Source organism: Paenibacillus sp. MAHUQ-45 (assembly GCF_058133325.1).
In genome coordinates this window covers 708348-728789 of sequence record NZ_JBYUPV010000002.1, presented here as the reverse complement: position 1 = coordinate 728789, position 20442 = coordinate 708348, and the positions used below count along the sequence as shown (strand labels likewise).

Below are 20442 nucleotides of genomic sequence, written 5' to 3'. Positions count from 1 at the left end.
TAAGTATCCAACATACATTTAAGGAGCAATCATCATGTCTAATGTCCTATTCATCAAAGCAAACAACCGTCCTGCCGACCAAGCGGTCAGCGTCCAGCTGTACAACGAATTCCTGGAGAGCTACAAGCAAAATCATCCACAAGATGAAATTACTGAACTTGACCTGTTCGCTGAACAGCTCCCTTACTACGACAATACTTTGATCACTGGCGTTTACAAAGCCAACCAAGGCTATGAAGCTACGCCTGAAGAAGCTGCTGGTGCAGCTTTGGTAAACAAATACCTGGATCAATTTATCGCAGCTGACAAAGTCGTATTCGCTTTCCCACTATGGAATATGACTGTACCCGCTGTACTTCACACATACATCGATTACGTGAACCAAGCAGGTAAAACATTCCAATACACTGCTGAAGGTCCTAAAGGTCTTCTGGGTGGCAAAAAAGCAGTTGTGTTGAATGCCAGAGGTGGAATTTATTCCGAAGGTCCTGCTGCAGGTGCTGAAATGGCCGTTAACTTCATCGTTAACAACCTTGGTTTCTGGGGTATCCAAGATATCACTCAAGTTATCGTTGAAGGTCACAGCCAGCTTCCTGGGCAAGCCGCTGAGATTATTGCTAAAGGTCTGGAAACTGCAAAAACTGTAGCTGCTTCGTTCTAAGCTATCGTTCTAAAGGTCTGGTTATAACATTTGCCGCTACGATTAGAACAACTAGAATCAACAACGATCTAAAATCACGTTAACCGGACCTTTATTTATATATAGGTTAGACAAAACCTCCCGTTCCTTTTGGAAACGGGAGGTTTTGTCGTTATGTAGAGTGAACTTACGAATCTTTAGCTATCAACCGACTACTCCCCGCCAGGACAGGGAGTTGGTCGATTCGTGAAATATGATGATTCTTAAATTCTGCTTATATAACACTCAATATTCGTCTAATTCTTTGCGCCATCCGTAGCCTCTGGTCCGCGACTGGCTTGTTTTGGAGTTTCCTGTCCCTGATGCTACCTTTCGTTTGGCTTTAGCTTCCTTCGAGTTCTGGAATTGCAGCTCGCGCTGAGTCTTGCGGTAGTTGAGCAGCCGCTTCTCATCCAGCTGTCCACTGTGGACTGCTTCCAGTACCGCGCAGCCCTCTTCCCGCTCATGGCTACAATTGCTGAATCGGCAAGATGCAGCCCATTCGCTGATATCCCCAAAGGCGAGATCTAATCCACCTTCATCATCCCACAGCTTCAGTTCCCGCATTCCCGGAGTATCGATGATAATACCGCCATCTGGCAGTACGAACATTTCCCGGTGCGTTGTAGTATGCCGGCCACGACTATCGTCTTCGCGAACACCTTGCGTCAATTGAAGATTCTTTCCGCTAAGCCAGTTAACCATCGTCGACTTTCCACAGCCCGACGAGCCGGTAAGCGCAACCGTCTGACCGCTGCCGATATACGGAAGCAGCTTCTCACGCCCCTGATCCAGCAAGGCACTGACGGCATACACGGGAACGCCCGGCGCCGCCCTTTCCATATCGGCGATTTGCTCTTCCGCGTTTTCACACAAATCTGCTTTGGTCAGCAGGATTACCGGGTTGGCTCCGCTGTTCCAGGCCATAATAAGATACCGCTCCATCCGCCGGACATTAAAATCGTTGTTTAACGCGCTGACCAGGAATAAGGTATTGACATTAGACGCAACGATTTGCTCATCCTGGGTGCTGCCAGCTACATTGCGTGAAATCACGCTATGCCGAGGAAGAACACCGTGGATGACTGCATGGGCACCATCATCTTGCATAGCCAGGACCACCCAGTCGCCAACGGCCGGAAACTCCCCCTTCTCAGAAAGAGAATGCCGGAACTTCCCCGCCAGTTCCCCCCAGGTCTCGCCAGTCTCCGCAAGTACCCGGTATTTGCTGCCGAAGTCGCCCACAATCCGCCCGGGTACATAGCTTTTACCATCTTCCTGTGTATTCCATTCTTGATTCCACTTGTTCATCCAGCTTTCATTCCAACCATATTGTTCAATATTCATGTATTGCCTCCTAGATTCTGTATCCATATTTTTATTATCCTGTGCGTTTTCCGGGAACATAAAAAACCGCCGAAACCAAGGTTCCGGCGGCGTCTGGTACAGAATCCCCCGCTTAAGCGCAGAGTCTGGCTGTACAATTACAAATACAGAATAAACCACACTCTTAATAAGAGTCAGGGTTCAGTATATTTGCACGCAAAAAAGCCGCCGGAACCAATACGGTCCCCGACGGCGCTAATAAGCATTAGAAGAGCTTACCCGCTAAGCTGTATCAGAATTTACTGAACAGCACCTGTTCCCGGAAGACACGTATCTACAACAATTACAACCGTCGAAACATTTGTGTATGCTGTCATATTCATCGTCTCCTTCCGAAATAATCTGTTGTTATCATAAACGCATTATATCCCAATTGTCAACCTATAATGCATTTTTATTTTACAAAATCTGCTTCAGCTCATCAAGCTCGTCAATGATTTTCCACGGACCACCTTCAAGACCATCATCCCAAGGGTGATTGCGGCGCAGCCAGATACTCCCGATCCCTGCCTTACCAGCACCCCAAATATCATTGACCGGATGATCCCCGATAAACAGCGTCTCATCAGCACCTGTTCCCAAACGTTCCAGCGCCAGCTGATAAATAGCTGGATCGGGCTTCTTGATTCCGACCTCTCCTGAAATCACGATCGTTTTGAAGAAGCTGCGCAGATTCAGCTTGTCGATTTTACCATCCTGAATATGCTTTTTCCCATTGGTCACCAGTCCTAGCACATAACCACGACTCTGGCAATGCTCCAAAATCTCCAGGGCATGCTTCATCAGCGCCCCATGGTGACTGTAGCTTTCATCATAATAAGTGCGAATGTGGGCGGCAGAAACGGGCGTCTCCCAAGGCAGTACCTCGCTCAGTTCGGCAAAAAAACCATCCTTGTCCCTGTAACCGTCAGCATCCCTTATGATTATATCCCGAATCACATTGTCCATCTCTTCTGGGGATAAATGGCCCAGAAAATGTCGCACAAACTGGGTGCTGAAGCTGCGAAACGTATGATCACGGTCCATAAGTGTATTATCAAGATCAAACAACAAGCCTTGTATTTTTGTCATAAGCTCACCAATTCACTAGATTTTGTGTTCTCGTACAAGCAACCTGTTTATAGGTTCACAGCTAAAACTATATCACGCCTTATCCTTTTCTGAAAAGAATAGGGTCTCATCAACCGATAACAAAACACTTCTTGGATTTGTCCGACTAGACTTGAAGGCGATATAATAAAGGTCAATCTGTCAACAGAAAGGAAACCTAGGATGAACAAACATCAGCTTGGAACATCAGAATTATATATTAGCGAAATTGGACTCGGCTGCATGTCCCTCGGAACAGAGGAAGCCAAAGGCGTCTATCTCATTCATGAAGCTCTGGAGAAGGGCATCAACTTCCTGGATACCGCCGATCTGTACGATGCAGGCCGAAACGAGGAAATCGTAGGCCAGGCCGTTCGCCACCGCCGCGGAGACGTAATTATTGCCACCAAGGTGGGCAACCGTAGGAAGCCAGGTCAGGAAGGCTGGGATTGGGACCCTTCCAAGGCCTATATCAAATCAGCAGTTAAAGACAGTCTGCGGAGATTGCAGACAGACTACATCGATCTGTATCAGCTGCACGGCGGAACAATCGAGGACCCTATCGATGAAACGATAGAGGCATTCGAGGAGCTGAAGCAGGAGGGCTTAATCCGTTACTATGGCATCTCCTCTATCCGTCCCAATGTGATCAGAGAATATGTAAAACGCTCCAATATTGTCAGTGTTATGAGTCAATACAGCATCTTGGACCGGCGCCCGGAGGAGGAGATTCTTCCACTGCTAGCCCAGCATAATATAAGTCTAATCGCCCGAGGGCCGCTGGCCGGGGGAATTCTGACTGCGAGAGGCCGGGCCAAAGCAGACAAGAACTATTTGGACTATGACCGGGAGACATTACTCGCACTTCATGACAAGCTGACACAGCAGAGCGGTGATGGCTCCCTTTTGACTCAAACGGCACTGCGTTATCCTTTGGCCCACCCTTCTGTAGCAACGATCATTCCAGGGGCGAGTAGTCAGGAACAGTTATTGCAGAATGTATCGGCCGCCGGAAGCCCACAGCTCTCTGAGGAGACACTGAATGCACTGCGGACGGTTAGCAAGGCCAATCAATATACACAGCATCGTTAATAATTATTATCCTATAGGCGAATACCGTGGTCGTTCTGGGTTACAGTCCATAGACTAATGTCAGGAGTTCAAATCCAGATGGGTATTTCTTAGGGAGGGTAATTATTATGGAAACGCAAAACATTCAACAAATCAGCTGGAACTGTGTGAATAAATATGTTGGGATCGTGACGACAGACGGTCAATCCCATGACGGATTTATTGCTCACGTTGATCAGGATTATATTACACTGGCAATACCGACGGGCGAAATCATGAATCAGGCCAACGGAATGCCTGCACAAGGCTCTAATTACAGACAATTCGGCTTCCGTCCTGGATTCTTCCCAAGAAGACGCTTTATTTCACGGCGGATTCCTTTTTTCGGTGTCAGCGACCTGTTCCTGCTTCCCTTCTTTATTTGATCTGCAAAGCGGCGTAACCTGCCCTTATCAACAGATCCATATCTTCGCACAAAAAGACTGTCTTGGAAAAGGGTGTTAGTTTCCCTTCATCCAAGACAGTCTTCATTTTCTAACCCCCTGCTCACCCCTTCACCCCCCCTTACTTGAAATGCTCCGCTCTGTGGGTAAGCATCATTTCCTCTTCCGTGATATACAGTGGAAAAGGTGGGGTTTCCTTAAGATACCTTTCCGTTGACAGCAGCCGGTAGTGGACCTCAGGCAGCCAGGCATCTTCAAGTAGTGGCAACTTGCCGGTATCGCTAATATAATTGTCCACTGCGGATTGAACCATGTCCAAATAATAAGGAATTAGCTTGTCTTTTTCCTCAAAAATCTCAAAGGTTTCACGAGACATAAAGAACTGCTGCTCCGGAACACCGCCCAAATAGCGTTTGAGCCGGCTCGTGTCAATGCTTTTGTCATCATTGATCAGAACAGTGCGATTGATCGGGTCCGGCATATCGGCTTCAAACTGCCGCACAGCCTGCTTGATCTGCGGCAGAGTTACAACGATGGTCGGGGATGCTTTTTTGGCGCGTTTAAATATCATACCGAAAGTCTCCTTTCAATGCATGTAATAGATAACGCTTACAATTCCATTTTATGCAATTCCCAAGCCTTTAAATCGTTTTATGTCCAAGTTTCACATAATCTTATCATTTGGAGACATTTATTTGACATATTCCCAATGTGTCCACATCTCCGGCGGATTCAGCTCGTACTTATCATTCTCCCGGTACATAAACTGATGCATGATGAACTCTCGGCGGATGGTAGCAAAATCATCATGAAATGTCTTGATGAACTCATTGATCTCTTTCTCGGTGTACACCACACCAGGCTCCAGCTTCTCCACAATATACTGCAACGCAATCAGCTTCTTCTTGTACTGGGCCGGAATTTGCCGCAAGCGGCCGTCTTTGGCGAAAAAATTGCGGATAACCGACTCTTTGAGGCTGTTCTCAGGTGACTGCTCTTCCATAGCTCTTGCTCCTTTTGCAAAAATAAACTCCAAAGAAGCTTCCGCATTCTCCCTGATAAACTCAGGATTCAGCTTGAAAAATACTGTATTCTTGTCGCGCCGCTCTTTGATCAGCGCAGCTTCACGCAATTTGGCGGCATGATGGGTAACCGTCGGCTGGGATAGATTCAGCTTCTCAGCCAGCGCATGTCCGTGCATTTCTCCTTGTGATAACAAGAGCAACATGCGAAGGCGGGTAGGGTCGGCCAAAGCCTTATGATAATTAACGATTTTGTCCAGCTGCACGAGATACACTCCTTATGACATTTAGATCCTGGTGGCAAGATTGAAATTACTTTAGATATATATCTAATTATACACCATTCTATAATATACAAGCAACATAAAAGCGCTTACTTTTTGTCCTTATGGAAAAAAACTTGAATTTGGAGTAGGATTTAGAGGTCCGGCTTTTTGCCAGGTTCGTTATGCAGTATAAAAAGATAGGATTTCACGGGAGGTTACCAGCTACATGAAAGATGTTATCATCATCGGGGCCGGTCCCTGCGGGCTTTCGACAGCTATTGAATGCCAGCGTCAGGGTCTGTCCAGCCTCATTATTGAAAAGAACTTCATTGTCCATTCTATTTATTTGTATCCCACCAATATGCAATTTTTCAGTACGGCAGAGCTTCTGGAAATTGGTGATGTACCGTTCACCTCGCCGAACGATAAGCCTTATCGCCATGAGGCGCTTGTCTACTATCGCCGGGCCGCTGAGCAGTATGGCGTGGAAATCGCCGCTTATGAAGAAGCGCTGTCGATTGAAACACTTCAAGATGGAACGTTTGTCGTACATACTTCCAATATGCGCGGCGAGCAGCACAGTCATAAAGCAGCGCATGTTGTCATTGCGACCGGCTATTTTGACCAACCCAATATGATTGGTATTCCTGGCGAGGAGCTGCCCAAGGTTACTCACTACTTCGGAGAAGCACATCCTTACACCGGGATGAAGGTTACCGTCATAGGTGGCAGTAACTCGGCTGTAGATGCGGCCCTTGAGCTGATGCGTGTGGGCGCCTCCGTAGATATGGTCTATCGCGGAGACAGCATTTCGGACAATATTAAGTCATGGGTTCGGCCGATCTTCGAAGGTATGGTGCAAAAAGGAAAGATTCGGCTGCATCTTCAGTCCCGTGTTACAGAAATCAAGCCAGATTCAGTATTGATTACAGGTCATAATGGCGAGACTAATGTCATCGACAATGATTTTGTCCTGGCGCTAACCGGTTTTAAACCAAGCCGGGCCCTGCTCTCTTCGGCAGGTGCAGCTATGAATGACGATCTGGATAAACCTGTATACAACCCTGATACTATGGAATCCACGGTGCCTGGAATCTACGTAGCAGGAGTGATTGCCTCCGGGCGCAATGCCAATGAAGTCTTCATTGAGACTGGACGAGGACATGGCAAGCTGATCGTAGATCATATCCTTTCAAAGTCAAGGTAATCAGACAAGGAGTTGAAGCTTCGATGGACATGACCTCTTTGCTGCTGCTGGGACTGGCTGCACTGGGTATTGTCAGCAATAATTCGCCTGTCACCATTGCGATGGTCGTTTTACTGCTAATAAGGGTACTTGGGCTGCATCAGGCCTTCCCCTGGCTGGAGAAAAACGGACTCACCATCGGGATTATCATCCTAACAATCGGCGTCATGACACCACTGGCCAGTGGAAAAATCTCTCTGCAGACAGTCGGCCAGTCCTTCCTGCATTGGAAGTCGCTCGCTGCCATCGGTATCGGCATCCTTGTGGCCTACCTTGGCGGACGCGGCGCCACCTTGATGGGTAACCAGCCTACCGTTGTCGCCGGTCTCCTGATCGGGACGGTCATCGGAGTGGCAGTCTTCAAAGGCGTACCGGTCGGCCCACTGATCGCTGCGGGAATTCTGTCGCTGCTGATCGGCAAAATGTAGTTTACACGGAACGAGCGGGAATTCGTCCATTAGACGGCTTTTAAATTCGTTTATTTCATCTGCTTTTCATGAACGCACAAAAAAACTGCTTCAGTAGTTGAAGCAGTTTTTTGCGTTTATTGGCAAAAGCTTTATAGAGAGCGGACTTTTATCGGTTGGTTAGAAATGATCTGTATGATTAAGTGATATTAAGATTCAAACAGAAGAGCATGCAGAGGATCAAATAGAGAACTGTACAGAGGCCATGAAAAAGACCATACTGAACACTATACCGACGACTATACTGAGACCATACTGAAGACCATACTGAAGACCATACTGAAGACCATACTGAAGACCATACCGAGGGATCGGTCGCTATTCAGCCGAGAAATATCCTGCGGATGTGCGAGCATTTGCAAGAAAAAACTTAATACAGAGGGAGATGAAGTTAGGGCTTTAAGTAGCCAATTCCCCATCCCCTGTACCACTCTTAGCCATGAAAATGACTCTCCTTCCTCTGCTTATAGCATTTTGCACCTTATATTGGTTGAGTAGAGATATACAGGGAAAATGAGTGGTTATTATACCTTATTTTCGTAGAGCAGAGGTATACAAGGAAAATAAGTGCATTATTGCACCTTATTTTCATCAATTAAGGGTAAATAAGTAAAATAAGAGCATTATCGTACCTTATTTTCGAAAAAGTAAGCTGAAAAGCCCTTTATGGGAGGAATTAAGGTACAAAATTGCACTTAATTCCCACAAATCCTTTATTGCAAGCTATTTAAGGTACAAAAATGCCGTTAATTACATCTTGGAAAAAAGATGGCGTAAAATAAGTTATGTACCACGATTGGAACCTAGTCTGGCAGCAAAAAGCAGGGCATTCTGGAATTTCCGGCAGTACGAAGAAAGAAAACCTCTCGATGACTAAACTTCACCCTAGTAGCGCCGAGCCTTTACGTTGGATTCTTAAGTTCATTATATATAATCTATTACTTCTAGCCAATTATTCTATGATTCGAAATAGGCTAAACGGAGGGGTGTGCGTTGAGTTTATTGACAAAAAGAAATTTGAAATTGATAAGGCGCTTTTTTTCTTTGGGAATAATCGTATTTACCGTCTGTATTTTTATTAATCCATTTGAAAGGTATTTCCTGGGTTTAATAACTTTAAACTTGAGTTTAGTTATGCTTATTCAGTCTATAGAGATAAAAAAATATGAATCAAAGGCTCATGTAGACCTTCAATTCATATTTTGTATAATTTCTTTTGTTTTGTGTTTAGCAGCTTCTTGTTATATCTTCATTCCAAACTCGTGAAATTATATGTTTGTGCATCTCTCCGAAACTTATATCTATATATGGATTCTTTCTGCAGTGTCTCGGTAAATTTGCAAATGCATTTGCCAGCTTAAGCTGGCATTGCCCAGATTAGCTGAGCAACACAGTTTACTGATCAGCAGAAATCGAATGCGGTAGCTCGCCTGCCATTCTTTTCTCCACAATCAGCGGTTCTGCATAGCCATGCTCTGTCTGAATCTGCTTCATGGCTTCCTGCGCAGCTTCCTCCGTCGGGTAATACCCTGCTTCCACCAGGAACAGTCCTTTCTGATCCTTCAGCATCCGCAATCCCTCTACCCCAAACAGCATTTCTTCGGCAATCCCAAGCGTCTCTCCAACAGGCTGGGAAGGTGTCCGCAGCGAATACACAGGCGCCTCTTTCTCTGCTACTCCCTGCTTCAATGTAATCACCACTTGCGCAGGATCTTTGTATTCTTTGACCTCGTAGGCGACCGGCTCTTTGAAAGTTACATTAAACCGAATGGCGGAGTCATCGAGCGTGATGAGCGGATAGGCATCCTCTACAAAACGGCTCTTCTTCAGCGTCTCCAAGTCTTTGGCAGCCGAGAATTTTCTCGCGCCGCTGACCGAAATGGTCATCGTGTAAGGATATTCTGTAAACTTAACGTTATACGAACTCGCCAGTGTCTGCTCTTCATCCGGGCTGGCAAAATTCATGATCAATTGTTCACGCTCGCCCTGTGTCTTCAAGGCAATAAAGTCCACATCCACCCCGTCCTGGATCGTGCCGCCACCCGCGCTTCCGTGGGTAAACTGCAACACCTCCACCAGCTTGCCAAGCACAGGCACTTGCTCCAGACTTCCTGCAAAGGCTGGCATTGTATTCACACTTATAGTAAAAGAAATCAGCACCGCCGCCGCTGCTGAACCGCCCCACTTCAGGCTCCGCCGTACCACACTGCTTTTGCGCCGCTGCTGCTTGCCTCTTTCGATCCCCTTATGGACAGCGGCCGATAGCTCTTGGGGAATTTCAATATCGTTATATGCCTGCTGCATCACTTCCAGTTGCTTATCCAAGATGCTCACTCTCCTCCAGATTGATTTTTAATTTCTCTAGTCCTCTGTAGAGGACCGATTTAACCGAACTCAGGGGCTGTTCCAGGATTTCCGCAATATCCTTCAGCGGCAAGTCCTCAAAATACCTCATCACGATCACCATCCGCGACTTTTCATCCAGCCCGTCTAGCGCTTCGTGCAAGTCAATGATTTCTTCCTTCTGTCCGGGAACATAGCTGCCTTCGGGTTCTTTCTCCATGTAGATGATTTTCTGGGATTTACGGATATGATCGAGTGCACAATTCACGGCAATCCTGGTGAGCCAGGTTGCAAAATATTGCGGCTGCTGCAATTTATGAATGGAAATATAGGCTTTATAGACTGTCTCCTGGACAATCTCCAGCGCCTCATCCTTGTTCCTGACATAAGAAAATGCCATTCTGTAAATCCGCTCCTGCATGCCCTCGATCAGGGTGGTGAAGCTGTCTTCATCGCCGGCAATTGCCCGCTCAGCCAGTACTTCAACGTTCATGCTGCTCACTTCCTTTCTTAACGTGTACACCAATTAGACGTGTAGCCCTCCCAAAAAGACGCAAGGACTCAAAAAACTTTTTCTGATGCTATCTGAAAAAGAAAAAGCGGTGTCTCTTCCGAGACCACCGCCACTCTCTTCTACGCAATCTGATCAGATCATTGCTGCCTGAATTAAACGTCCAATCGCTGAACATTAAAGAGCCGGGCATAACTTCCGTCCAATGCCATCAACTGCTCATGTGTGCCTCTTTCCGTAATTGCTCCGTTCTCCAGCACAACAATCTGATCGGCATGGGTAATCGTAGACAGCCGGTGGGCGACAATCAAAGTCGTCCGCTGGTAAGCCAGCGACTGAAGCGATTGCTGAATCAGATGTTCCGACTCCAGATCCAATGCCGATGTGGCTTCATCCAGAATGAGCACCTTGGGATTTTTAAGGAAAACACGAGCAATCGCAATCCGCTGCTTCTGTCCGCCGGACAGCTTCACGCCCCGCTCGCCCACTTCCGTGTCATATCCCTGTGGCAGCTGTATGATGAAATCATGAGCATTGGCTGCCTGCGCTGCCGCGATAATGCTCTCTTCAGATGCCTGCGGATTGCCGAATAGAATATTTTCACGGACCGAACCACTGAACAGGAAGTTGTCTTGAAGAACCATGCCGACAGCGCCGCGCAGGCTCTCCTGTGTCAAGCTCCGAATATCTTGATCGTCAACGCGAAGGCTCCCTTCTGTGACGTCATAGAAACGCGGAATCAAGCTAATCAGCGATGACTTGCCGCCACCACTCATACCGACGAAGGCCACCGTCTGCCCTGGCTTAATGGACAGATCAATATCTTTTAACACCCAATCGCCTACCGGGCTGTACTTGAACCAGACATTACGGAAATCGATCGCACCCGATCCTTCAGCCAGATCTCTAGCACCCGGCTCATCGACGATATCATAAGGCTCCTCAAGCAGCTCCAGCACCCGCTCTAATGAAGCCGAGGCCTGGGTCAGAACCGTGGAGGAATTAATCAGACGCCGAAGCGGTGCATACATCCGGTCCAGATAACCGAAGAAAGCAACAAAGGTGCCGAGCGTTAGATGGCCCTGAATAACCTGATAGCCTCCGTACCCAATCACAAGCAATGGTGCAATATCGGTTAAGGTATTGATGATGGCAAAAGTGAACGCGTTCCAGCGCGTCTGGGCCAGCGCTTTGTTCAGAAAATTGGCATTGATGCCTTCGAATTTCTTCTGGTCCACTCGCTCCATCGTAAAACTGCGGATCACGGAGATCCCCTGAATGCGCTCGTGCAGATAGCCTTGAATGCCAGCCAGAGCCTGCGAGCGGTCTTTGGTCAGGATCTTGAGCCGCTTGTATAGTGTATTCACAGCAATACCATACAGAGGCAGAATCGCAATGGAGACCAGGGCCAGCACCGGATTCAAGTAGAACATGAACGCCAGAGCGAAGATCAGCGTGAACATGTCCAGCCAGACATTCATCATGCCGACCTCCACCAGATTCTTCGTCTGCTCCACATCATTGATAAATCTGGAGATGGCCTCGCCTACTTTGGTGTTCTGATAGTAACGTAGTGACAGTCGCTGCAGATGGGCATACAGCTTGTTACGCATATCGAACAGCACTTTACTGGTAATTAACTGGGCAAAATACTGACGGTAATATTCCACCGGACCGCGGACGATAACGAACAAGACAAAGGCGCCGCCCAGGATCATCATTAATTGTGACACTCTTTCGTTAACGGTCATCAGCGGATTCATCAAAAGATCATCCACGACGTATTTTAGAATAATAGGAAGTGTCAGCGGAATGCTGAATTTGATCATCCCTATGATAAGCGTGAGAATGATCCATTTCATATATGGACGTACAAAGGTATAATAAGATTTCCAGTACTTCACAGTTGGGGGTGTCCTTTCTCTCTAGCTAGTGTTTGCATGGTGATGTTGACTTTTGCTCTCTACAATGTTTTTATAAGGCTATGTCCAATCGTAGGATAAGCAGCACCCGAAATTCAGGAGGATAATGATGTCTAGACAATTTGTGACGGAAGCCGTCATGATGGCGATTTACGGTCAACTTCTAGTGCCGGGAAGCCCTGTGGAATACATAGTTCCCTACACCTCAGTGATAGAATTATATGAATTGCGGGACAGCGATGAGCCGCTGATGAACCGGGCGGATGACGACAAACATGTCAAGAGCAAGATCGGCGAGCTGATCGCATATTTTGAAGAACCACTCAATGCCAAGAAGATCAATCGGTGCCTCGCAGTACCTTGGGCTAAAAGCTCCGGGATTCTTCTGGGCGAACAAGCGCAGATTACCATCATCAATAGCGTGGACACCGCTCCATACGGCGAGATGTTCGACCCGATTGAGACGGAGCTGCTTCTCTCCTCTCAGCGGGAGAATGTGCCTATTCTGACAGACCAGTTCGAGCTAATCCAGCGGATTATCGAAGGTGGCGTCCCGGTTCAGGTGTTCGATATTGACGATTTTGATTTTGCCATGGAGGAAGATTCCTTCCGCAGCTCCCATTGATTGATCCAGGGTAACTTCTCGGACTGATCTCCATATTCCATATGAAAAGCCCCTGCCTCGGCAGGGGCTTTTTGAAAATATAAGAATTTATATGTTCTACGCTATAAATCATCCTTATATTTCTCGCTGAAACGGATACCGCCCCTTAGAGGACGGCAAAGCCGTTTCTACTTGAGAGCAGTCTTCTTCTAACGTCTACGTTGGCACTACTTCTGAGGCTCAGTGGACGCGCTCTTTGCTTTATAGTTGTATTCGATATCATCCTCAGCCTCATGGTATTCAATGGCGAGGTCGTACCCCTCCATATACCACAAATCCTGTTCCTCCATAAAGAACACAATGCCCTCCTGCTCAATCCGGTCACCCGGCGTTACAGGGGCTTCGGTGGCTAGCCCTAGTGAGAATCCAGGGTGAAGGCCGCCTCCCGAGCTATACCGGGGAAATAAACGAATAGAGTCTCCGTTGTTAAGCGCCAGTTCTCTCTTGAACCACGCTGCCGCAGCTTGGCTGATTGCCATACTCATCTCTCTCAACTCCTTTGTGTAACTTTAATCATACTGAAAATAATCAAAGATTCCAAACTGCTTTTGAAAAAAAAGATAAAAAAATTTGTTTGACAACGTCTTGAACCGAGTGATAAACTCTGAACATAACGAATTGTCTTCAAGTTATTACCAAAAAAAACGAACGAAAGGGTGAGAGCGGTGTTTATCAAAGTACAGTACGATTACTTTACAATTGTCGGCAACCATACACAATCGAATACCGAAGCAGCCCAAATGGTGGAACCCTCCTGAATCTTTGCGGATTAAGTGTATCGCATATCTTCAGGTAACGAAAATCTTTCCATGCCAGGTGCTGCTTTGCACCGTGCGCATGATAGCCTCTAATTACACAGGTATATCGTCCGTTGTCGGATGATATACCTTTTTTGTTGGAGATTTTCCACTATTCGCTGTACCCAATTGCCGACTTTATTACAAACCCGAAAGGAAGGGATTTACCTTGTTCTCTGTTCTTAAAAATCTCGGATGGTTCTTCCGCCGGGAAAAAAGGCGCTACATGATCGGCCTTTTCCTGCTTATCGCAGTAGGTGTGCTGGAACTTCTGCCACCTCGTCTGCTCGGCAATGCCATTGACGAAATCGTCCGCGGTTCTGTCACGGCCAGCTCCCTAATCAAGTACATTGGTCTGATCGTCGCCTTGCTGCTGTTTATCTATTGGATCACGTACATATGGATGCACAAACTATTCGGTGGCTCCAACCTTGTAGAGCGTCTGCTGCGTTCCCGGTTCATGAATCATCTGATGACCATGACCCCCTCGTTCTTCGAACGCAACCGCACCGGCGACCTTATGGCCCGGGCAACCAATGACATCCGTGCTGTCTCTGCCACTGTAGGATTCGGCATGCTGACCCTTGTAGATTCCACTGTATATCTTACCGTTGTCTTGCTGGCGATGGGATTTCTGGTCAGCTGGAAGCTTACACTAGCCGCCGTACTGCCGCTGCCACTCATTGCAATAGCCATGGTCTTCTACGGTAAAGCCATACATGACCGGTATAGTCTGGCCCAGGATGCTTTTGGTGATATGAATGACCAGGTTCTGGAATCCGTCTCCGGTGTACGCGTAATTCGTGCTTATGTTCAGGAACGCCTAGATGAGAAGCGCTTTGCTGACATCACAGAAGATGTATACCGCAAAAATATGGCCGTAGCCCGGGTCGATGCCTTCTTTGAGCCCACCATCCGTTTCTGCGTAGGTTTGAGTTATATTATTGGACTCACCTACGGTATCTACCTGGTCTTCCGCAACCAGATCACACTCGGCGATCTGATCTCCTTCAATATGTATCTCGGGATGATTGTCTGGCCGATGTTCGCCATTGGCGAATTGATCAACATAATGCAACGCGGCGGCGCCTCCCTGGAACGTATTGACGAAACCACGGGAACCAAGCCAGATGTAACTGATCTTCCGAACCCTGTAGACGTTGCAGCCGGACCTAACGGCATTGAATTGAAAAATGTGACCTTCCGTTATCCTTCATCCACCATTGATAATCTAGTCGGGATCAACCTGTCGCTTGAACGCGGACAGACGCTCGGCGTTGTAGGGCGGACCGGTAGCGGTAAATCCACACTGCTGAAGCAGCTTCTGCATGAATATCCAACCGGTAGCGGAGACATTCTGATCTCCGGTGTGCCGATTCAGAAGATCACTCTGGACCAATTGCACAGCTGGATGGGCTATGTTCCACAGGAACAAATCCTGTTCTCCAAAAGTGTACGCCAGAACATCCAGTTCGGACTGGAGAATGCTGGCGATGACAAGATTATGGACGCCATCACGGCTGCTGCGTTCCAGAATGACCTCGGCACCTTGTCCGACGGGCTGGATACGCTGGTCGGTGAACGCGGGGTATCCCTCTCCGGTGGACAGAAGCAGCGTGTCTCGCTGTCCCGAGCATTCATCGCTAATCCTGAAATTCTGATTCTGGATGATGCTCTGTCCGCTGTGGATGCACGGACAGAAGCACAGATTATCGAGAACATCCGGCAAGAGCGTGCCGGTAAAACAACCCTGATCTCCACCCACCGTCTCTCCGCCGTCGAACACGCCGATCAAATTGTCGTGCTGGACAACGGACATATTACGGAACGGGGAACACACCAAGAGCTGCTTGAATTAAACGGCTGGTACCGTGAACAATATGATCGTCAACAGATCGAAAATAACCTATCCAATTAATCAGCCTGAGCTACAGACCAACTAACAGGAGGTGTCATCGTTGACACAAAGTACAGGCAAACGCCTGCTCCAATATGCATTAACCGCCAAAAAAACATTTATCGCAGCCTTGCTGCTGCTGTCCATCGGCGTTGCGGCCGAGCTTGCCGGCCCCTTCATCGCCAAGAGCATGATCGACAATCATATGCTGGCGATTGAGAAGCCGTATTTCAAAACCACTTCTTCGGAAGAAGCCGCGGTCTATCATAACGAGTATTATAAACGCGCCGACCGCTTCCAGCCAGGCGAGGCCAAAGGCCAGGAAATCCGTCTGTTGCAGGCTGGGCGCAGCTTCTATTTTATCAATAGTCCTGTAGAGCAGCCCGATGGCGAACGTACCTTCCGTGACGGCGAGCTTCATATCGTACGCGGCGGGAATGAGGTTACCTATCCGGCAGTTAAGCTTTCTGTAGATGAGCTGTTTGCTTTCTACAAACCCGAACTGCCGGGGATCTATGAGCTGGTAGGGCTATATGCCCTGTTCCTCTTGATCTCCATCTTGGCGGAATTCGGAAAAACCTACTGGCTGCAATCGTCAGCCAACCAGGTCATCCGCAAGCTGCGGACCGATGTCTATGCGCATATTCAACGCCTTCCGGTCCACTTTTTTGACAACCTACCTGCGGGCAAGGTCGTTTCCCGGGTCACAAACGATACGGAAGCTATCAAGGACCTGTTTATCGCCGTGTTATCCAATTTCAGTACCGGTGTGATTAACATTATTGGTGTCTATATCGCGCTGTTCCTGCTGGATGTCCGGCTTGGACTGGTCAGTCTCTTCATTATTCCAGCACTGATTCTTTGGATTGTTATCTACCGGAAGGTGGCGACTAAGTACAACACGATCATCCGCTCCCGTCTGAGCGAGATCAACGCCATTATCAACGAATCCATTCAGGGGATGTCGATCATCCGAATTTTCCGCCGTCAGAAGGAGCGCAGCGAAGAGTTCGAGAAGCTGAACGACGATTACTTGAAGTATCAGAACAAAATGCTCAACCTCAATGCGCTGACCTCGCACAATCTGGTCAACTCGATCCGCAGTCTGTCCTTTGTACTGGTCCTCTGGTACTTTGGCTTTGGCAGTCTGGATGGCTCGACATTTGTCTCGCTGGGTGTGCTGTACGCCTTCGTCGATGTGCTGGGCCGAATGTTCCAGCCGATCACAGGTATGGTCAACCAGTTGGCAAACCTCGACAGCTCCATGGTCTCCGCCGGTCGTGTATTCACGCTGATGGATGAACCGGGAGAAGCTGTGACCGACGGCTCCATGCCTCGCTACAAAGGCGATGTGGCCTTCAAGAATGTATCCTTTGCCTACAAAAAAGACTTTGTCCTGCGCGATATTTCCTTCGAGGCTCGTCCGGGTGAGACTGTCGCCCTCGTCGGACACACAGGCTCCGGTAAAAGCTCGATCATTAACCTGCTGTTCCGTTTCTATGATCCGCAGAAAGGTTCCATCACGATTGATGGCCAGGAAGTTACAAGTCTTCCGAAGCAGTGGATCCGTAACCATATGGGGATCGTTCTGCAAGATCCGTATCTCTTCACTGGCACCATAGCTTCCAACGTCAGTCTCGGAGATGAACGCATCTCACGAGAGCGTGTGGAACGTGCTTTGCGTGAGGTAGGCGCAGATAAACTGCTGGCCCATCTTCCGCAAGGCTTCGACGAACCGGTAGTTGAAAAAGGCAGTACGTTGTCTGCCGGACAGCGTCAGCTGATTTCCTTTGCACGGGCACTGTCCTTCGATCCGGCCATTCTGATTCTGGATGAAGCGACCTCCAACATCGACACCGAGACGGAGAGCATTATCCAGGAAGCGCTGGAAGTCCTGAAGAAAGGCCGTACCACCTTCATCATCGCCCACCGTCTCTCGACGATCCGCTCCGCAGACCAGATCCTGGTGCTGCACCGCGGGGAGATCGTGGAACGCGGTAATCATGATGAATTAATGGCACTCGGCGGAAGATACTTCCGCATGTATCAGCTCCAGGTTGGTGCTGCCGCAGCCGAAAACGCAAATCCAGTTGCAGCAGGTGCAGGACACCAGGCTTCTGCTGCCGGGTTGCCAGCATTCAAGAAAATGTAATCTTCATGCCCCCCTTGCCTTTTTGGCGGAGGGGGCTTTTTTTCTTAAGTTCAGCGAATAGAAGCGGTTTAACAGATAGGAATTTGGAGAGCACACAGCGATTCTACGTCCACTCTACACCGGAATAATCGCCTAAGTCTAGGACAACATCCTCAACGATTGTTGATCAAAATAGCTCTATTAATCAGGCTCAATTTCATCATTAGCGCTTGCCAAAACCACTGCTTCAGAAGGTTGAAACTCATGCATGGGGGCTTACGATGGGCTAACGGACCCTAACGTCGTTATTTGCCCATCAAGCAGCTTCTGGAACATGTAACGGACTCAGGTGCCGCTATTTCCTCCCAAACAGTGGATTTCACACAAGATTTCTGCTCATACCGTCTCTGGAGTCCGTTATTTTCTGCTACGGTCGGTTGTTAGGAAATAACGTATCTGAGGTCCGTTACCAGATGGAGCAAGAAGCAAATACTGATTTAGAGATAGGTACATAAATCAAAGGTTTAATTATGGATTTTCTCAAAACAACTACTTTCTCAACAGTCTAAGCCATTCCAGTTATTACAACGCCCTATAGCGTGAAGTTGAGTTTTTCGGGAGCACTTGGCACCTGAAGGAGTGGAATCCTTATGGACCAAGGGATCACTTTGACCATAAGCACAAGAAATTCACCGTATAAACATCGGAGCCACTTGCGAGAGATTACGTTGTGTTTTTTATGCGTCCTATATAGGAATTAAATAGAGCACTACACTCTTCAATGTAAAAAATATTTGACACGAAGTGAAGTTAACTATATTTTATGTATATAATTCTTTACATCATGTTAAATAAAACATACACATAGGAGATGACTCATGACGTATCACCCCAAAAAAGCAATCGTATCCATCCTCACCTCCCTTCTTGTCTTCCTCTATCTTTTTATCGATATCCAGGGGACGAGTTCTGCAGGAGTCGAATCTCTGCCACAGCTTTGGGGAGCCTTCTTTTTGAAATGGATCGTAATCGAGGTTTTAGCGAAGATGGTGATTCTGATTGTTTTCAATATTTTGAACAGATTAACTACACGAGAGGCAGAGCCTTCCTTTGCCGATGAACGGGATCGAATGATTGAGTTGAAAGCGGTCAGAAACTTTGCTTTATGTTTTCCTTTGGTTTTTTTGCCGCCATGGGCGCACTAGCGATTCATCAACCTCTCTCGGTTATGTTTAATATCCTGGCAGTGGACGTCTTCCTTTCCGGACTTGTCTTGAATCTGTCCTACATCTTCTATTATCAGAGAGGATTTTGAAATGAAGAAAAACTTGGTCAAGAATAATATACGGCAATTACGATTTATGAATCATGAGATGACTCAGCAACAATTGGCCGATCGGGTCGGCGTGACAAGGCAAACCATCGTTGCTATTGAAAAGGAGAAGTACTCCCCTTCGCTCGAATTGGCGTTTCTGATTGCTCAAGTGTTTGAGCTGCCGCTGGAAGAGATTTTTTCTTTTCATCCACAAGGAACTGACAGTAGCCAAGCAACATCACCAGAGAAAGAAGGGATATAGTATATGAAGGCTGCGATATGTACGAAATACGGAACACCGGATGTTATACAGATTAAAGAAGTCAAAGCACCATCTGTTCAAGACGACCAGGTATTAATAAAAGTACAGGCAACGACTGTAACTTCTGGTGACTGTGTCTTGCGTAACAGCAAGATGCTGGTTATGAGGCTCCTCTTCGGTCTCACGAAACCAAGAAAAGATATTCTAGGAAGTGAGTTGTCCGGAACCATCGAGGCTATCGGTAAGAACGTGACCAAATTCAGGAAAGGTGAGTCCATTATCGCCTATACCGGGATGAAGGTTGGCGCTCATGCAGAATATATCGTCCTCTCCGAGAATGCAGTACTCACGACAAAACCGCAAAACATGACGTTTGAGGAGGGTGCAGCTATTGCTTTTGGGGGAACGACGGCCCTGCACTTTCTCCGCAAAGGAAATATTCATAAAGGTCAAAACGTGCTGATCTTTGGCGCTTCTGGAGCCGTGGGCACTTCCGCCATTCAGTTGGCAAAGCACTTTGGAGCTAACGTTACCGCTGTATGCAGCAGCCGTAATTTTGAACTGGTGAAGTTACTCGGAGCAGATCATGTCATTGACTATACCCAAGAGGATTTTTCGAAAAAAGAGCGTCGTTATGACCTTATCTTTGATGCTGTCGGCAAAAGCTCAAAGTCGAGTAGCAAACAAGCATTGACGCCAAACGGCAAATACATTTCGGTAGCTGGCGGTCTGGCCAAAGAAAATCTTGAGGACTTAGTCCTCCTCACAAAACTTGTAGAAGCCGGAGAATTGAAAGCGGTCATCGATCGATGCTACTCCTTCGAACAGATTTCTCAGGCTCATGTTTACGTTGAAAAGGGACATAAAAGAGGGAATGTAGTTATTACTATGTAGCCATCAGACTGATGAAGTGTGGAGTAATGAAGCCGCT

At 47.5% G+C, this 20442-nt stretch carries 19 protein-coding genes; 11 read left to right on the top strand and 8 right to left on the bottom strand.

Annotated elements, in window-relative coordinates:
* Positions 1-34: 34 nt before the first annotated feature.
* On the top strand, positions 35-661 hold the full coding sequence (locus tag AC3Y23_RS07065; protein WP_379197022.1) for an FMN-dependent NADH-azoreductase: 627 nt from the start codon (positions 35-37) through the stop codon (positions 659-661).
* 264 nt (positions 662-925) lie between these two features.
* On the opposite strand, the gene rsgA is transcribed toward AC3Y23_RS07065, so the two are convergent.
* Both rsgA and AC3Y23_RS07055 read right to left on the bottom strand, forming a co-directional pair.
* Positions 926-2026, bottom strand: a complete 1101-nt coding sequence (gene rsgA, locus AC3Y23_RS07060; RefSeq protein ID WP_379197020.1) for a ribosome small subunit-dependent GTPase A — start codon at positions 2024-2026, stop codon at positions 926-928.
* Between the two features lie 438 nt (positions 2027-2464).
* Positions 2465-3136, bottom strand: a complete 672-nt coding sequence (locus AC3Y23_RS07055; protein WP_379197018.1) for an HAD family hydrolase — start codon at positions 3134-3136, stop codon at positions 2465-2467.
* Positions 3137-3337: 201 nt separating this feature from the next.
* On the opposite strand from AC3Y23_RS07055, the gene AC3Y23_RS07050 reads away from it, so the two are divergent.
* Complete coding sequence (locus tag AC3Y23_RS07050) at positions 3338-4246, top strand: aldo/keto reductase (protein ID WP_379197016.1); 909 nt, start codon at positions 3338-3340, stop codon at positions 4244-4246.
* 107 nt (positions 4247-4353) lie between these two features.
* Positions 4354-4650 (top strand): phosphatidylinositol kinase, encoded by a 297-nt coding sequence (locus tag AC3Y23_RS07045; RefSeq protein ID WP_379197014.1) that lies wholly within the window; start codon positions 4354-4356, stop codon positions 4648-4650.
* Between the two features lie 139 nt (positions 4651-4789).
* Here AC3Y23_RS07045 and AC3Y23_RS07040 read toward each other — a convergent pair whose 3' ends face one another.
* Both AC3Y23_RS07040 and AC3Y23_RS07035 read right to left on the bottom strand, forming a co-directional pair.
* Positions 4790-5239 carry a DUF3939 domain-containing protein gene (locus AC3Y23_RS07040; protein ID WP_379197012.1) on the bottom strand — a complete coding sequence of 150 codons (450 nt, stop codon included), beginning with the start codon at positions 5237-5239 and terminating at the stop codon, positions 4790-4792.
* Between the two features lie 120 nt (positions 5240-5359).
* Entirely contained in the window at positions 5360-5956 is a 597-nt protein-coding gene (locus AC3Y23_RS07035) for a DUF2087 domain-containing protein (protein ID WP_379197010.1), read from the bottom strand.
* Between the two features lie 226 nt (positions 5957-6182).
* Here AC3Y23_RS07035 and AC3Y23_RS07030 point away from each other — a divergent pair, with 226 nt between their 5' ends.
* Together AC3Y23_RS07030 and AC3Y23_RS07025 are read left to right on the top strand one after the other, a co-directional pair.
* Positions 6183-7163, top strand: coding sequence for a YpdA family putative bacillithiol disulfide reductase (locus AC3Y23_RS07030; protein ID WP_379197008.1), 981 nt, complete (start codon positions 6183-6185; stop codon positions 7161-7163).
* Positions 7164-7186: 23 nt separating this feature from the next.
* On the top strand, positions 7187-7630 hold the full coding sequence (locus tag AC3Y23_RS07025) for a DUF441 domain-containing protein (RefSeq protein ID WP_379197006.1): 444 nt from the start codon (positions 7187-7189) through the stop codon (positions 7628-7630).
* A gap of 1434 nt (positions 7631-9064) precedes the next feature.
* On the opposite strand, the gene AC3Y23_RS07020 is transcribed toward AC3Y23_RS07025, so the two are convergent.
* From AC3Y23_RS07020 to AC3Y23_RS07010, 3 genes are all read right to left on the bottom strand, one after another.
* Positions 9065-9994, bottom strand: a complete 930-nt coding sequence (locus tag AC3Y23_RS07020) for a DUF4179 domain-containing protein (RefSeq protein ID WP_379197004.1) — start codon at positions 9992-9994, stop codon at positions 9065-9067.
* Positions 9987-10505 (bottom strand): sigma-70 family RNA polymerase sigma factor, encoded by a 519-nt coding sequence (locus AC3Y23_RS07015; RefSeq protein ID WP_379197002.1) that lies wholly within the window; start codon positions 10503-10505, stop codon positions 9987-9989. The genes AC3Y23_RS07020 and AC3Y23_RS07015 overlap by 8 nt, the downstream gene beginning before the upstream one ends.
* Positions 10506-10678: 173 nt before the next feature.
* A complete protein-coding gene (locus AC3Y23_RS07010; RefSeq protein ID WP_379197000.1) occupies positions 10679-12427 on the bottom strand; it encodes an ABC transporter ATP-binding protein in 1749 nt (582 codons plus the stop codon).
* Positions 12428-12554: 127 nt separating this feature from the next.
* Between AC3Y23_RS07010 and AC3Y23_RS07005 the strand changes: the two genes are divergently transcribed.
* Positions 12555-13070: an ADP-heptose synthase gene (locus AC3Y23_RS07005; protein WP_379196998.1), complete on the top strand. Its 516-nt coding sequence runs from the start codon at positions 12555-12557 to the stop codon at positions 13068-13070.
* Between the two features lie 206 nt (positions 13071-13276).
* On the opposite strand, the gene AC3Y23_RS07000 is transcribed toward AC3Y23_RS07005, so the two are convergent.
* On the bottom strand, positions 13277-13594 hold the full coding sequence (locus AC3Y23_RS07000) for a HesB/YadR/YfhF family protein (protein WP_379196996.1): 318 nt from the start codon (positions 13592-13594) through the stop codon (positions 13277-13279).
* A gap of 481 nt (positions 13595-14075) precedes the next feature.
* Between AC3Y23_RS07000 and AC3Y23_RS06995 the strand changes: the two genes are divergently transcribed.
* The 5 genes from AC3Y23_RS06995 (at position 14076) to AC3Y23_RS06975 (ending at position 20405) form a co-directional block, all read left to right on the top strand.
* Positions 14076-15824 carry an ABC transporter ATP-binding protein gene (locus AC3Y23_RS06995; protein ID WP_379196994.1) on the top strand — a complete coding sequence of 583 codons (1749 nt, stop codon included), beginning with the start codon at positions 14076-14078 and terminating at the stop codon, positions 15822-15824.
* Between the two features lie 40 nt (positions 15825-15864).
* A complete protein-coding gene (locus AC3Y23_RS06990; protein WP_379196992.1) occupies positions 15865-17955 on the top strand; it encodes an ABC transporter ATP-binding protein in 2091 nt (696 codons plus the stop codon).
* An 857-nt stretch (positions 17956-18812) separates the two neighbouring features.
* Positions 18813-19139, top strand: coding sequence for a hypothetical protein (locus AC3Y23_RS06985; RefSeq protein ID WP_379196990.1), 327 nt, complete (start codon positions 18813-18815; stop codon positions 19137-19139).
* Positions 19140-19250: 111 nt separating this feature from the next.
* Positions 19251-19511 (top strand): helix-turn-helix transcriptional regulator, encoded by a 261-nt coding sequence (locus AC3Y23_RS06980; RefSeq protein ID WP_379196988.1) that lies wholly within the window; start codon positions 19251-19253, stop codon positions 19509-19511.
* A 3-nt stretch (positions 19512-19514) separates the two neighbouring features.
* Positions 19515-20405 carry an NAD(P)-dependent alcohol dehydrogenase gene (locus tag AC3Y23_RS06975; RefSeq protein WP_379196986.1) on the top strand — a complete coding sequence of 297 codons (891 nt, stop codon included), beginning with the start codon at positions 19515-19517 and terminating at the stop codon, positions 20403-20405.
* Positions 20406-20442: the final 37 nt, after the last annotated feature.